The following is a 14,926-nucleotide window of genomic DNA, read 5'->3' on the forward strand; positions in this document are numbered from 1 at the left end:
CTTCACCAAGAGCGATGAATCCACGGAAATCGCGACCCCACCGCGACACCCCCGGCACATCAATCAATGCAACCTACAACCGAAGATTATCCGTGCCGGTGATACGGAGAGATTGGGGGTCGCCCATGGAACTACGGTCCGGGCGGCGCTCTCCGGACACACCAGCCGCACCACTGCGGCAGCTGCCGCCCGTGCCCCCTCGGCGTCACCCCCGGTGTGCACCCTCCCACCCGTCCGGCCCGCTCGAGCACGCGACATCCCCAAGCCTCCCCTTCGACGGGCGGCCCTGCCCTCATGCGTGCCCTCCTCAGAAGAAAACCCGGCACTTCTCGACCATCCCGATTTTCTCGAAGACCCTCTTCACCCCCGCCTGAAGGAAGGCGCATCGACCGAATGCTTCGCTGTATGAGCAGCGCCTGGCAACGGCAGGAACACCGTCGCAGCCTCTGACCTGACGAGCGATCAGTAATTTTCCTGCCTCCGCGACTTCTCCGAATTCACTCGTCCGGTAAGGCAGTTGCTTTCCAGGTCTTGTGCATGCGGATAGGGAAATCGCGGAAGAGACGCCGAGGGGGGCGGGCCATGAAGGACGTCACTCACTTCCGTCCAGGGGCGGGAGGACCGTTTCTCACGATGTGGGGCCGTCCGCGGACGGCGTGGGCTCAGGCGGCGACCGAGAGGGGGCCGGCCCCGGAGCCGAGCGAGCGCAGGATCCGCGCCTCCTCCTTCCGGGCGGCGGAGGAAGGGATGCGGCCGGTGGCGCGGCGGAGGGCGAGGCGGGCGAAGGCGTCGGCGGTCTCGTTGAGGTCGTGTCCTACGTGGCCCTTCAGCCAACGGACCTGGACGCGGTGACGGTGGCACACCAGGCGGTCCATGAGCTGCCGGCTCTCCGGGAAGAGGAGGGTGCGGCGGGCGGCTTCCGGGTCGGCGGAGCGCAGGGCGGCGTCGACCGCCTTGACCGCCTCGATGCTGTCGCACAGCAGGACCACGGGTGCGTCCTCGTGGCGCTCGAGGAGGCTGAGGGCGGCGGCGCAGACACCGATGACTTCGGCCTCACCGCTGCTCGAGGCCAGGGAGTCGCCGTGACCGGTGGTCCCGTCCTCGGCGGCCCAGCCGTAGCCGCACAGCGCGGACTCGTCGCCGACGGCGGCGTCGGCGACGGCCACGACGGCGGTGTCGGGGAGGTCGGCGAGCAGGGCGTAGCGGTCCTCGCCGACCGAGAGCGTTGCCGTCGGACGTTCGTCGTCGTCCTCGGCCGTGCCGGCGGGAGGGGTGTCGGCGAGGACGGCGGCGAGAGCGCGGTGACAGCGCGGGCAGTCGTCGGCCCGTTCGGGGCAGTCCGCCCGGTGCCTCGCGGTCAGCTCGCGCACGCGGTGCCACGCCTCGGGCTCGGCCTCGGCGAAGCGCGTCAGGGCCGCGGCGCGGCACTGCGCGACGAGCTCCGCGAAGGGCCCCGTGGTCACGCAGGCCCGCATCCGGTCGTGGAGGTCCGTGGCCCGGAGCTGGGCTTCGCGTGCGCGGGCGGCGAGGACCGCGGTGTCCTGGTAGGCGTCGTCCAGGGCGTCGAGCCGGGTGCGCCGTACGGAGAGGGAGCGGGCGAGCGCGTCCCGTTCGGCCTGTCCGATCGCGTAGCGGCCCCAGGCCAGCGCGACGCGGGCGTGACGGCTCCACCGTTCGACCACCGCGTCGTGCGGGAGGTGCGGGTTCTCCTCCTCCCGGGCGTCGCGCAGGAGGGCCTGGACGAAGGCGTCGTCGTCGCAGTCCCGCAGTGCGCGCACCGGTGCCGGCGGTTCGCCGCCTGCCTCCTTCCGGTCCCAGGCCCACCGGACGAGGCCGCTCTCCGGCGCCTGCGGTGCGCCGTCCGGCAGCCCCCTGTCGCGGAGCTCCTGCCGCAGGGCCTCGTCGAAGGCCACCGCGAACGCCGTGCGCGCCACCCTCAGCTCCAGCGGGTCAGCCGGCCGGGAACGGTCGGTGACGCGGCGGGCACGCTGCTCCTTGTACCGGGCCTCCGCCTGCGACCGGGCCCGTCGCACCCTGCGGGCGTGGGCGCGCAGCCGTCGCAGCCGCTCGGGGGGCTGCACCGAAAGCTCCGCGCGCCGGACGGCCCCGCGGGCGAGGACGTCGGCGTGGGCGAGGACGGCGGTGACGGGGCCGGTGAGCGAGGCGTGGTCCAGGACCGCGGCGGTCTCCGGAGCGCAGACCCCGTTCATGCGGGCGAGGACGGCCTCCTGCAAGGCGGTGAAGTCGTCGGCGAAGCGACGGATCAGCTCGGTGTGCTCGGTGATCGTCACGATGGCCTTCCGGGTCGCGGGTGGTGGTGAGCGGGGCCGTGCGGGGTGTGTGACCGGCGCGGGTGCGGGCGGGCCCGTGAATCCGGCACCTGGGCGTCCGGGCGTCCGGTGCCGGCGGGGGTGTGCGCCGCCGCCGTGCGGAGCCGGCGACGGCGCCCGGCAGGCTCCGTCCGCGGTCGGGGCTACCGCACCTGGCCGGTGAAGATGGCCGTGCGGTACCAGCCGGAGCCGGAGGTGTCGGCCGGCGTGATCTCGATCTGGGCGTTCCTGGCCGTCTCGGGGAACGCGCAGGCCGTCTTCCAGGTCTGCGACTTGCCCGGCAGCAGGTGCGCGTCGGGCGTGCCGTCGAAGCCTGCTTCCGTGTCGAAGATCTCCTCGGCTCCGTCCGGGCAGGACAGGCTGACCAGGGTCAGGTCGATCGGGGATTCGGAGCCGTTCTGCAGGGTGACGGAGAAGGCCAGGTAGGCCTCGCCGGACGGGCTGGCGTACTCGCCGGAGGTGCCCCGGCCGAAGCCGCTCAGGTGCGCCTTGACGCCGTTGTTCCACGTGGCGGTCTTGTCCAGCGCGACGATGATGGTGTCGCTGCCGGAGTCGTCCTGGACGTCCTGCGCGTCCTCGGCGCTCCGGGTGTCCTGCGAGGCGCTGACGGTGGCCGCCGGCGGCTCGGTGTCGGTCTGAGCGCCGCCGGTGGTGGAGCAGGCGCTCAGGGAGCAGCCCACGACGGTCGCGGCCACGGCGAGGACGGTCCTGCGCGGGCGGGTCAGGGACGCCGCGATCGACGCGAGGAGCGGTGAGGCGCCGTGGATGGGCCGCGCTCCGCGCCGCGACGGCTCCCTCCCGGCCGGCGGCTGCGCGGAAGCGGGGGCCGTCTGCGGCGCCGCGCCCGGCGCACTTGCGACCGGGGCCCGACCGGCCGCCGTCCGGTGCCGGGGACCGCCCGTGGGCACGGCGGAGACAGCGCACGGGGACGAAGGGGAGGGAGAGGGCGGCGTGCCGGGGATGTTCGGGTGGCTCATGGGGTCGTTCCTTGTCTGGATGGGGAGGGAAGGGAAGTGACTGAGAAGCGGGAGGAGAGGGCGCTCCCGCCGGCGGAACTGGGCGCGGCGTCACAGCCCGGGCGTCACGGACACGCGGGCGCGGGAGTCGTGGACCGTGCCCGCGGATGGGCCTCGTCCAGGCGGGCCCCGGCATCGGGGAACCCGCACCGTGGGACTGTCAGCTCCGCAGGCCCCGGATCTTCCGGCCCAGCTCGCCGTGCGGGTCGAGGAGCGCGCCCGCGACGCGGCCGGCGGAGTCCCTCACACCGCCGCTGAAGTTGAGCCGGCCGGAGGAGCCGACGCTGGCGCAGACGCCCTCCCAGTAGGCGGGCTCGCGCTCCCAGCGGACGTCGGCGAGCAGGCGCTCGACCGTCTCGTAGCTCATGGCCTTGCCGGGGTCGCACCAGGGAGTCGCGCGGTGCAGCAGGATGCCGAGGCCCGCCATCACGGCCGGGGCGGTGATCGCGCTGCGCCGGGCGAAGTCCGGGAAGCGGCCCCCGATCAGCCGGGACACCAGCCGGACGACCACTGCCTCCACCTCGTCGGCGTCGGTGTTGGACGGCAGGTTGCCCTCGTGGACGTTGGCCGCCGAGTACTCCACGCCCTTGCTGCCGAAGACGGTGGTGACGATCAGCGCCCGCAGCGCGGACAGCGTCACGACCTCCTGGTCGGTCCTGGTGAGCTGCCGCTTGCCGGCGTTGACCAGCTTGCCGAACGGCATCCGCTGCCCGTCCGACTCGACCTCGAGCTTCTCGCCGACGGTGTAGGAGAGACGGGTGGCGAGGTCGCGCTGGTCCATGGACATGGCCAGGTTCTTGGCGACGTCGACGCCTTTGACGTTGCGGTCGTAGAAGATCTGCCGCGCGTCCGCCGGGGAGATCCCCAGGTAGAGCTCGAAGGGGATGCGGACCCGCCGGCCGAGCTCGGTGTAGGTGAGGCCGAAGGACTCCGGGTCCCGGTAGATGTCGTGCCAGGCGGTGGTCTGGGTCTCGCCGTCGATGGCGATCACCATGGCGTCCGGGGCGACGGTCAGCGTCCGCAGGCCCGAGCCGGGGACCAGCTCGTCGCTCATCGCGGCGATCTCGCCCGGGTGCCAGAGCGTGATCGGGGGCGTGGACCAGGCGGAGCCGTGCTTGCCGAGGATGCCTGCGGCGATGTACTCGGCGTAGTCCGGGATGTTCCTGCCCTTCTGGGACTTCAGCGTCCGCTGCACGGTCGCGCGCAGCTCGGCGCGGCGCCGGTCGTGCCCGGACGCGGCCTTGAGGGCGCGCGGGTCCTCCTCCTGACGCGGTGACGGCACGAGGCGCACCAGCGTCGCGAGGGACAGGGTGCCGATGACCGCGTCCTCGCGGAACGGCATGACGGTGAGCGGGATTCCTTCCGGGATGCCGCTCGGCATGGTCAGGCGCATGGGTCCCCCCTGGGTGGTGGTCGATCAGCCGTCACCCGGCCCCGGGGCGCCGCGCGTCCCCCGGCGTCCCGCCGGAAGGACGGCGTGGAGCGAGGGGCTGGGCGGCGCTCAAGGACATGGCTGTGGCAAAGGAAGTGACGCTTCACGCCGCAGAGTCCTGCTCACCGACGGAAGCGAGTCCATGTAAACACGAACGCGAAAGCACTGTCCAACAGCTTGCACGAGTTGACGTGTGCTGTAGGGTGTGACCACGCCGACCATCGGAGCCAGGACTCATCCATGCCGCAGCCATCCGCACCGTCCGCCCAGGTGACAGCCGCCGAGATCTCCCGCATCGCGGGGGTCACGCGCGCCACCGTCAGCAACTGGCGACGCCGGCACGACGACTTCCCCGCGCCCTCGGGCGGCACGGACAGCAGCCCGCTGTACGACCTGGAGGAGGTCCGCGCCTGGCTCGCCTCCCGCGGACAGCACACGGCGGCCACGCCCAGCGGGGAGCTGCGCACCACCCTGCGCCTCCGTGAGCGGGCCGTCGCCGGCACGTCCGACCTGCTCCTGCTGGTCCTGGCCGCGGCCCGCCGCCCCGCCGACGACCTCACCGGTCTGCTCGCGCTGCCCGACGCCGACCTGCTGAAGCAGGCGAGCGACGCGGCGGCCGGGGCCGCGGACGTGGTGCCGGACGCGGAACCCGTCCGGTTCACCGACGCCGACGCCACGGTCCTGCGCGCCCTGCTGCTCTGCGTCCGCGACGAGGGCGCGCAGACGGCGCTGGGCGTCCTGGCGGAGCGGGAGCTGGAGGACAGCGCCGCCAGCGGCGCCTACCGCACCCCGGCCCCGCTCGCCGACCTGCTGGCCCGCCTGGTCCCGGGCTCCCCCGCCCGCGTCCTCGACCCCGCCTGCGGCAGCGGCACCCTGCTGACGGCCGCGGCGGCGCGCGGCGCGCGCGAGCTGTACGGACAGGACAGCCTCCCCGTCCAGGCGCGGCGCGCCGCGGTCGGCCTGACCCTGACGGCCGGGGAAGGCGCGGACGTCACCGTGCGCTCGGGCGACAGCCTGCGCGCCGACGCCTTCCCGGACCTCACCGTCGACGCCGTGCTGTGCAACCCGCCCTACGGCGACCGGGACTGGGGCCACGACGAACTGGCCTACGACTCGCGCTGGGCGTACGGCTTCCCGCCCCGCGCCGAGTCCGAGCTGGCCTGGGTCCAGCACGCGCTGGCCCACCTCGAACCGGGCGGCCACGCCGTGCTGCTCCTCCCGCCGGCCACGGCGTCCCGCTCCTCCGGCCGCCGCATCCGCGCCGAACTGATCCGCAGCGGCGCGCTGCGCGCGGTGGCGTCCCTGCCGCCGGGGGCGGCGATCCCGCTCCACATCGGTCTGCAGGTGTGGATACTGCAACGCCCGGAGCCGGCCCGGCCGGCGCACCAGACGGTGCTCTTCGTCGACGCGGCGGGCGAGCCGTCGGCGCCGGGACGCGGCGGAAGCCGTTCGGGTTCGGTGGACTGGGCGCGGGTGACGGAGCAGATTCTCTCCGCGTGGACGGCGTACGCCGAGGACCCGGACGGTTTCGAGGCGCGGGCCGGTGTGGCGCGGGCGGTGAGCGTCGTCGACCTGCTCGACGAGGTCGTCGACGTGACCCCGGCCCGGCAGGTGCGGGCCTCGCAGGCGGACGTCGACCCGCAGGAAGTGGCCCGCGAGGCCGCGGCGGCCCGCGAAGGACTGGCGGCGGCGGTGCGGACGGTGGCCGGGCTGGCGGGCATGGCGCGGTGGGACGCCGCAGGGGCTTCGGCACGGGAGTGGCGTACGGCGACAGTGGCCGACCTGGCGCGGGGCGGGGCCCTGAAACTTCTCCGTTCGGCTCCGGTTCCGCCGACGGCCTTCGAGCCCGAGGCGAACGCCGCGAAGAACGGTACCTACAGCGGAAATCGCTGGCGCACGCTGACGGGCGGTGACATCGCTCGCGGGAGCGAGCCGACGGGATCGGTCCTGGATGTGCAGGCCAAGCAGATGCCCGAGATCGCGGTGGGCGACGTTCTGCTCCGCAACCTGGTCAGCGGCACCGGACCCGTAGCGCGCGTTGCCGGCGAGACGGATGCCGGCGCCCTCCTCGGACCCGGCGTCCACCTGTTCCGGCCGGACCCGGCACGACTCGACCCCTGGTTCCTCCTCGGCTTCCTCAGCGCCGAGGCCAACCTGGCCGGCGCCTCGACCGGCAGTTCCACCCTCCACGTCACACCGGGTCGCCTGCGCGTGCCGCTGCTGCCCCTCGAGGAGCAGCGCCGGTACGGCGAGGCGTTCCGGCACGTGGAGGCGCTGCGTGAACAGGCGCGGCGCACACGGGACTTGGCCGAGGAGACGGCACGGCTCGTGAGCGGGGGGCTCACGGGCGGACAACTGGTGCCGGAGCCCACCTAGGCTCTGGAACCACCCCCACCTCTGATGCGGACGGATGAGGAACACCTCCCTCCCGCCGCGCTCACAGTCACCCGTAGCAGCCCCGGAAGGGAAACGGAAGAAGTCTTGAACAGCAGCAAGCACACGGAGTTGGCGAACCACGCGTGGTCCGTCGCCGACCTCCTGCGGGGGGACTACAAGCAGTCCGACTACGGCAAGGTCATCCTGCCGTTCACGGTGCTGCGGCGACTGGAGTGCGTGCTGGAGCCGACCCGCGAGAAGGTCGCCCAGATCGCGGAGCAGCACAAGGACAGTGACATCGACCCGGACCGCTTCCTGCGCCGGGCCTCGGGCCACTCCTTCTACAACCGGTCGAGCCTGACCCTGAAGAAGATCGCCGCGGACCCGCAGAATGCGGCGAAGAACCTCGCGGTGTACGTCGGTGCGTTCTCCGACAACGCCCGCGGCGTGCTGGACCGCTTCGAGTTCGCCCAGCAGATCAAGCGGCTGGACACCGCGGGGCTGCTCTACCAGGTCATCGGCAAGTTCACCGACCTGGACCTGCGTCCCGAGGTCGTGCCCAACCACAACATGGGCTACATCTTCGAGGAGCTGATCCGCCGCTTCGCGGAACAGTCCAACGAGACGGCCGGTGAGCACTTCACCCCGCGCGAGGTGATCCAGCTCATGGTGCGGCTGCTCGTCGCCCCGGACGGCGACGCGCTCCAGCTTCCGGGCGCGGTGCGCACGGTCCTCGACCCTGCGTGTGGCACGGGCGGCATGCTCTCCGCGATGGACGACCTGATCACGGAGCTGAACCCGGACGCCACGGTGGAGGTGTACGGGCAGGAGCTCAACCCGGAGTCGTGGGCGATCTGCCGGTCCGACCTCATGATCAAGGGCCAGGACCCGGAGAACATCGCCTTCGGCAACTCCTTCTCCGACGACGGCCACGCCCGCAAGACCTTCGACTACATGCTGGCCAACCCGCCGTTCGGCGTGGAGTGGAAGAAGGTCAAGGACGAGGTCGAGCGCGAACACAGGGAACTCGGCGAGGCCGGCCGCTTCGGCGCGGGCCTGCCGCGCATCAACGACGGCTCACTGCTGTTCCTCCAGCACATGATCTCGAAGATGAAGCCGGTCGACGTGGACGGCGGGGGCGGCTCGCGCCTCGCGATCGTCTTCAACGGCTCACCGCTGTTCACCGGCGCGGCCGGCTCGGGCGAGTCGGAGATCCGCCGCTGGATCCTGGAGAACGACTGGCTGGAGGGCATCGTCGCCCTGCCGGACCAGCTCTTCTACAACACCGGCATCTCGACGTACTTCTGGATCCTGACCAACCGTAAGAGCCCGGACCACAAGGGCAAGGTCGTCCTGCTGGACGCCCGCGACCAGTGGCAGAAGATGCGCAAGTCGCTGGGCGACAAGCGCAAGCATCTGGGCAAGGAGCACATCGCCACGATCGTCAAGCTGTACGGCGAGGCCCTGGCCGTGGTGGACGACGCGGACCACCCACTGCACGGCAAGGTGAAGGTCTTCCGCAACGAGGACTTCGGCTACCAGCGGATCACGGTGGAACGCCCGCTGAAGCTGCGGTTCGAGATCACGGAGGAGACGCTGGCGGCACTGGAGGCGTCCAAGGCGATCCAGAAGCTGCCCCAGGCCCCGGCCTTGGCGGACGCCTTCAAGTCCCTGGTGGGCACGAGTTGGGCCACGAAGCAGGAGGCCTGGCTGACCCTGAAGGATGCGGTGGTCCAGGCCGGCGGGACGTGGCCGACGGGGGCGCCGTTCAACAAGGCGCTGCGGGATGTGATCGGAGTGCGGGATCCGGAGGGCGAGGTGCAGCTCGTCAAGGGGCAGCCTGAGTCGGACTCGGAACTTCGGGACTATGAAAACGTTCCGCTGGAAGAGGACATCGAGGAGTACCTGGCACAGGAGGTTCACCCGCACGTGCCGGACGCATGGATCGACCACAGCAAGACGAAGATTGGGTACGAGATCCCGTTCACGCGGCACTTCTATGTGTATGAGCCGCCTCGGCCGTTGGCGGAGATCGATGCGGAGTTGAAGGCGCTGGAGGCGGAGATTCAGAGCCTCTTGAGCGAGGTGACGGAATGACTCCCTGGCCGGACATGAAGGTCGGGCGCGTCGCCCGACTGATCAGCGGAGTTGGCTTTCCGCACCAATATCAGGGCAAAACGTCGGGAGCACACCCGTTCCTCAAAGTATCCGACCTCGCCTCAGCGGTTTCGGGATATCACCTGGTAACTGCCCAGAACTGGGTGGACCAGGCAGACCTTGCCTCGCTCGGCGCCCGTTTGGCACCCAAGGGAGCCATCGTGTTCCCCAAGGTGGGAGCCGCCATGCTCAAGAATCCCCGCCGCCTGCTCGATCTTCCGGCAGCGATGGACAACAATCTGATGGCTATCGTCCCCAACTCTGGCGAGCCACGCTTCTGGCTGTACGCTCTCAGCACCATTGATTTGGGCGAGATTTCGGCGGGGGGTGCACTTCCCTATGTCAACGAGGGACAAATTCGGGACCTGCACATCCCATTCCCCAGCGTTGAACAGCAGCGCCACATTGCCGACTTCCTCGACGCCGAGACCGCCCGCATCGATGACCTCGCTTTCAGGCAGTCCGACCAGTCCCAACTCCTTGCCGACAGAGACGTCAGTAATCTTTCCGAGGTCTACCAAAACCTGACGCAGGAATACGGCTCCATTCGACTCCGCCACATTTTGTTGCGCATCGAACAAGGATGGTCACCTCAATGCGATGACCGGCAAGTATCCGGACAAGAATGGGGAGTAGTCAAGGCCGGTTGCGTCAATGGAGGAATTTTCGATCCTACACAGCATAAGGCGCTCCCGGATCAAGTTTCGCCGCGCAAAGAATACGCTCTAAAGGAGGGCGACCTCCTTATGTCACGAGCAAGCGGCTCAACGGAGCTCATTGGCAGTGTTGGCATCGTCCCTAGGCTCGAGCACAACTTGCTCCTGTGCGACAAGGTCTATCGGCTCAGTTTGGACTCCAGGCTGGGACAAGCCGAATTCGTTGCCCGCATGCTTCGCAGCCACATGGTGCGTGAGCACATCAAGATGGGAATCTCCGGAGGAGAGGGTATGGCCAACAACCTGCCCATAGCCGTTGTAAAGGACTGCGTCTTGCCCAAGGCTCCCCTGAATGTGCAAACGTCAACGGCGCGGAAACTCGATAGGGACTTCTCAAGAACGGCGCGCGTACGCAATGCCTTGCAGCGGTCGATCAAGCTACTCGCCGAACGCCGCCAAGCCCTCATCACCGCCGCAGTAACCGGCCAGTTCGACGTATCCACCGCCAGCGGACGCAACGTAGCCGAAGGAGTCTCCGTATGAGCCCCGTGCACGACGAGTCCTCTTTCGGTTCCGCGATCGTCGCCGCCCTCTGCGAGCGCGGCTGGCGCGAGGCGAACCCCGAGGACTACCAAGCCGACCTCGGCCTCGACACCAACGAGCTGTTCACCTTCATCGGTGCCACCCAGCCCGACGAATGGGACGAACTCCTCACCGTCTATGGCGGCAACCCCAACGAGGCACAGCGCGGATTCGCGCAGCGCCTCGACCGGGCCATCGCCGACGACGGCCTCCTCCATGTCCTCCGCAACGGCGTGAAGGACCGCGGAGTCCGGCTCCGCGTCGCCTACTTCAAGCCCAATCTCATCTCCGCGGACTCGGTCCTCGACGGCTACCGGGCCAACCGCCTCACCGTTGTCCGGGAGCTCCCCTACGCCACCAAGCAGGCCGACTGGGGCCACCGCCTCGACCTGGCCCTGTTCCTCAACGGCATCCCCGTCGCCACGGCCGAGCTGAAGAACCCACTCACCGGCCAGGGCGTCGAGCAGGCCAAGGAGCAGTACCGGACCGACCGGGATCCGACCGAACTGATCTTCACGCGCCGCGTGATCGCCAACTTCGCGGTTGATCCGGACCTGGTCTTCGTCACCACGCAACTGCGCGGCAAGAGCACCCGGTTCCTGCCGTTCAACACCGGCTCGAACGGCCCCGGCCAGCCTGGCGGTGCCGGCAACCCGGCGCCGACCGCCCACGGCAAGTACGCCACCTCCTACCTCTGGGAAGAGGTCTGGCAGCGGGACAACTGGCTCGACCTCCTCCAGCGTTTCGTGCACCAGCAGAAGCACAAGACGCCCGGTGGCGGCACCACCAAGACGACGATCTTCCCCCGCTTCCACCAGTGGGACGTGGTCCGCAAGCTCACCGCGCACGCGTCCATCCACGGCGCCGGCCAGAACTACCTGATCATGGCCTCCGCCGGCTCCGGCAAGTCGAACACCATCGGCTGGCTGGCCCACCGCCTCAGCGACCTGCACGCCGACACCGACCCGGCCGTCCTCGACGCCGAGGCTGTCGCCGATGGTCGCATCAAGCCCGGCGAGCCCGTCTTCGACAAGGTCATCGTCATCACCGACCGCCGCGCGCTGGACGCCCAGCTCTCGGCGACCGTCGGCAGCTTCTCGCAGACCGAGGGCCTGGTCGTGAAGATCGACGAGAAGCAGGGGGCGAAGAGCGAGCAGTTGGCCCGCGCGCTCTCCCGGGACACCGGGAAGATCGTCACGGTCACTCTGCACTCGTTCCCGGCGCTGCTGAACTACATCAAGGGCAACCCGACCGAGATCAAGGGCACCCGCTTCGCGATCATCGTGGACGAGGCGCACTCCTCCCAGTCCGGCGACGCGGCCACCGCCGTGAAGTCCGCCCTGCGCGACCTCGGCCTGGACGCCGACTCGGACGACGAGGGCGCGACCAAGGTCACCGTGGAGGGCAAGCTGAAGGCGAAGGCGGTCGAGCGCTCACAGGCCGCCAACCTCTCCTACTTCGCCTTCACGGCTACCCCCAAGTCCAAGACCCTCGAACTCTTCGGAACGGAAGGTGTGGAGAACGGCAAGACCGTCTACCGCCCCTTCCACACCTACTCCATGCGCCAGGCCATCGAGGAGGGCTTCATCCTCGACCCCCTGCGTAACTACGTCACTTACAACACGTACTGGAAGCTCGCGAACCTCAACCGCGACGAGAAGGAGGTCGACCCCTCCAAGGCGAACAGCCTGCTCGCCCGGTTCGCACTCCTGCACGAGCACACGGTGTCCCAGCACGCGCAGGTGATCGTGGAGCACTTCGTCGCCCACACCCGCGGCCGGCTCGGCGGCCGGGCGAAGGCCATGGTGGTCACGGCGTCCCGCCAGTCCGCCGTGCAGATGGCCCGCGCCATCAAGAGCTACATCGCGGACCGCGCGTACGACACGAAGTACCCGGACCTCGGCGTCCTGGTCGCCTTCTCCGGTTCCCTCACCCTCGACGGTGAGGAGACCACCGAGAGCAAGGAGAACGGCGGTCTGCCGGAGAGCGCGCTGCCCAAGGCGTTCGCCTACACCCGCGCCGACGACAAGGCCGCGAAGGCCGGCGGCAGGGGCCAGCAGGAGTACCGGATCCTGGTCGTCGCCGAGAAGTACCAGACCGGCTTCGACCAGCCGCTCCTCACGACGATGTACGTCAACAAGACGCTGACCGGCATCGCCGCCGTGCAGACGCTCTCGCGTCTCAACCGCACCGCCGACCGCAAGTCGCAGGCCGACCTCGCCGTCCTGGACTTCGTCAACGAGGCCGAGGACATCCAGGACGCGTTCCGCCCGTACTTCGAGGAGGCGCTCACCCTGCCCTCCGACCCGAACCTCCTCTACACGGCCCAGAGCCGCGTCATGTCCGCGCCGATCATCTCGGAGCAGGACATGGACCAGTTCGTCGCCGCGTACTTCGAGGCGCAGGAGAAGGCCGGCGGTTCCCAGGCCAAGTGGGAGAAGCTGCACGCCGAGCTGTACCGGCTCCTCTCCCCCGCCGTCACCCGCTTCAGCGCCCTCCTGGAGAGCGAGGAGGAGGACGACGTCGAGACGGCCGAGGAGTTCCGGTCCCACCTCAACGACTACGTCCGCAAGTACGGCTTCCTCGCGCAGATCGTCCCCTACCAGGACGCCGACCTGGAGCGGCTGTACCTGTACGGGCGTTACCTGCTCAACCGGCTCCCGCGCCTCGCGGACGGTGGCGTCGACATAGGGGAGGTCGATCTCAGCCACCTGCGCGTCGAGAAGACCGGCGAGCACGACAAGTCCCTCGTGCCCGAAGGCCCGGCCGAGCTCAAGGGGTTCGGTGACGGGGTCGGCGGTGGGAAGGACGTCGAGAAGTCGCTGCTATCGGACCTGATCGAGAAGTTCAACGCGAAGTTCGGCACGGAGTTCACCGAGGAGGACGTCCTCCCGGCCTTCAACGCGACGAAGAAGGACCCCAAGGTCCGGGCCGCCGCCCTCGTCAACGACGAGGAGAACTTCGGCGTCGTCTTCGACAAGAAGTTCGAGGAGAACATGATGGACCATGTCTCCACGATCGACACGCTCGGCAAGCGGTACTTCGGGACGGACCGGGACTTCAAGTCCAACCTCGACCGCAGTGCGCGCCGCGCGGCCTGGCGGATGATCCGCCGTGAGGAAGGGCTGGACGACTTCTGACAGCGCCTGGGGCACCGGCACCCACCCGGTGCCGGTGCCCCAGGACGCGTCTGTCTGCCTCAGCCGCGCGCGGCCTGCTCCACGAAGGCGGACCAGGCGTTGGCGTCAACGCTGAGCACTGGGCCCGTTGCCCGCTTCGAGTCCCTGACCAGTACAGCGTCCGGCGCAAGGCAGACCTCGACGCATTCGCCTCCCTCCCCGCTGCTGTGGCTGCTCTTGAACCAGTGGGGCTCCCTTGCCTGGCGGTTCATCTCTCTCCCAGAAGTCCCTCGACGAAAGCCATCGACTCACGCGGAGTCAGGGCTTGCGCCCTGAGGATGCCGTACTGTTCCTCGACATCCCGCACCTCTTCCCGCTCGTTGTAGAGGCGGCTGGTCCGCTGGACTTCAACGTAAGCCATCCGCTGTCCGTCTCTTGTTTCGATCAGAGTGAACGGGCCCCCGAGGCCGCAGTGTTCGATGCCGGTGGTGGGCATGATCTGGATTTCCACGTTCCGTCGTTGGCCGTGGAGAAGGATCTGTTCCAGTTGCCCTCTGTGCGTGGACGCACCGCCGAGTGGACGGCACAGAACCGCCTCCTCGATCACGAAGCTGAGTGTCGGGAGTGGGCTTCGGGCGAAGATCTCCTGTCGGGCCAGGCGAGCGGATACGCGCTGCTCGACGGTCGCCTCATCGAGCAGGGGCCTACGCATGGTGAAGACCGCACGTGCGTACTCCTCGGTCTGCAACAGACCAGGCACGGCGAGTGCTCCGTACACATGGAGTGAGACGGCCTCTTCCTCCAACCGCGCCATGTCCCGGAAGAAGGCCGGAAAGCGCGCCCGCGCCACCTCCCCCTTCAGCGCCACCAGCACCCCGCCCGCACCGAGCACTTCGTCGGCCTGCTCGATGAACCGAGGCTGCGGAACCCGACGTCCCTGCTCGTACGAGGCGATGGTGTCCGCCGAATACCCGACCCTTCTGCCGAGTTCGGCCCGTTCCATGCCCGCCCGCGTCCGCAGCAGCTTCAACTGCCGCCCGAACGCGCCGATCAGGCCCCTGGCAGGCTCGTCCTCGGCGTGCCGTTGCCCCGGCACCTCGGCGTCGACGCCGCTCTCCCTGTCCTCCAACACCGCACACCCCACTTCCCGCTCACGCGGCCGTACCGTCCCGTACACGATGTGCGCCCGCGGGTACTCCCCACCGCGTCAGCGCGTCACCCCTGGTCACGCTATGCCACACCACGCCACCGTGAGTGC

General features: G+C 69.5%; 9 protein-coding genes. 4 read left to right on the forward strand and 5 right to left on the reverse strand.

Going from position 1 to position 14,926, the window contains the following annotated elements; all coding sequences use genetic code 11:
• Window positions 1–662: 662 nt before the first annotated feature.
• From C1708_RS04800 to C1708_RS04810, 3 genes are all read right to left on the reverse strand, one after another.
• A complete protein-coding gene (locus C1708_RS04800; RefSeq protein WP_106411471.1) occupies window positions 663–2,291 on the reverse strand; it encodes a ribonuclease HI in 1,629 nt (542 codons plus the stop codon).
• A gap of 182 nt (window positions 2,292–2,473) precedes the next feature.
• Entirely contained in the window at window positions 2,474–3,025 is a 552-nt protein-coding gene (locus tag C1708_RS04805) for a hypothetical protein (protein ID WP_106411472.1), read from the reverse strand.
• 481 nt (window positions 3,026–3,506) lie between these two features.
• On the reverse strand, window positions 3,507–4,739 hold the full coding sequence (locus C1708_RS04810; protein WP_106411473.1) for a ParB N-terminal domain-containing protein: 1,233 nt from the start codon (window positions 4,737–4,739) through the stop codon (window positions 3,507–3,509).
• 279 nt (window positions 4,740–5,018) lie between these two features.
• On the opposite strand from C1708_RS04810, the gene C1708_RS04815 reads away from it, so the two are divergent.
• The 4 genes from C1708_RS04815 to C1708_RS04830 all read left to right on the forward strand — a co-directional run bounded on the left by C1708_RS04815 (window position 5,019) and on the right by C1708_RS04830 (window position 13,689).
• A complete protein-coding gene (locus C1708_RS04815) occupies window positions 5,019–7,154 on the forward strand; it encodes an N-6 DNA methylase (protein WP_241911156.1) in 2,136 nt (711 codons plus the stop codon).
• Window positions 7,155–7,259: 105 nt separating this feature from the next.
• On the forward strand, window positions 7,260–9,251 hold the full coding sequence (locus C1708_RS04820) for a type I restriction-modification system subunit M (protein ID WP_106411474.1): 1,992 nt from the start codon (window positions 7,260–7,262) through the stop codon (window positions 9,249–9,251).
• A gap of 14 nt (window positions 9,252–9,265) precedes the next feature.
• Window positions 9,266–10,510: a restriction endonuclease subunit S gene (locus tag C1708_RS04825; protein WP_157951239.1), complete on the forward strand. Its 1,245-nt coding sequence runs from the start codon at window positions 9,266–9,268 to the stop codon at window positions 10,508–10,510.
• Window positions 10,507–13,689 carry a type I restriction endonuclease subunit R gene (locus tag C1708_RS04830; protein WP_106411476.1) on the forward strand — a complete coding sequence of 1,061 codons (3,183 nt, stop codon included), beginning with the start codon at window positions 10,507–10,509 and terminating at the stop codon, window positions 13,687–13,689. The genes C1708_RS04825 and C1708_RS04830 overlap by 4 nt, the downstream gene beginning before the upstream one ends.
• A gap of 59 nt (window positions 13,690–13,748) precedes the next feature.
• Here the strand turns inward: C1708_RS04830 and C1708_RS04835 are convergent, their stop codons facing one another.
• Both C1708_RS04835 and C1708_RS04840 read right to left on the reverse strand, forming a co-directional pair.
• On the reverse strand, window positions 13,749–13,940 hold the full coding sequence (locus C1708_RS04835; protein WP_106411477.1) for a DUF397 domain-containing protein: 192 nt from the start codon (window positions 13,938–13,940) through the stop codon (window positions 13,749–13,751).
• A complete protein-coding gene (locus tag C1708_RS04840) occupies window positions 13,937–14,797 on the reverse strand; it encodes a helix-turn-helix domain-containing protein (protein WP_502696051.1) in 861 nt (286 codons plus the stop codon). The genes C1708_RS04835 and C1708_RS04840 overlap by 4 nt, the downstream gene beginning before the upstream one ends.
• Window positions 14,798–14,926 lie beyond the last annotated feature (129 nt).

The sequence above is a fragment of the Streptomyces sp. DH-12 genome (assembly GCF_002899455.1).
GTDB lineage: Bacteria > Actinomycetota > Actinomycetes > Streptomycetales > Streptomycetaceae > Streptomyces.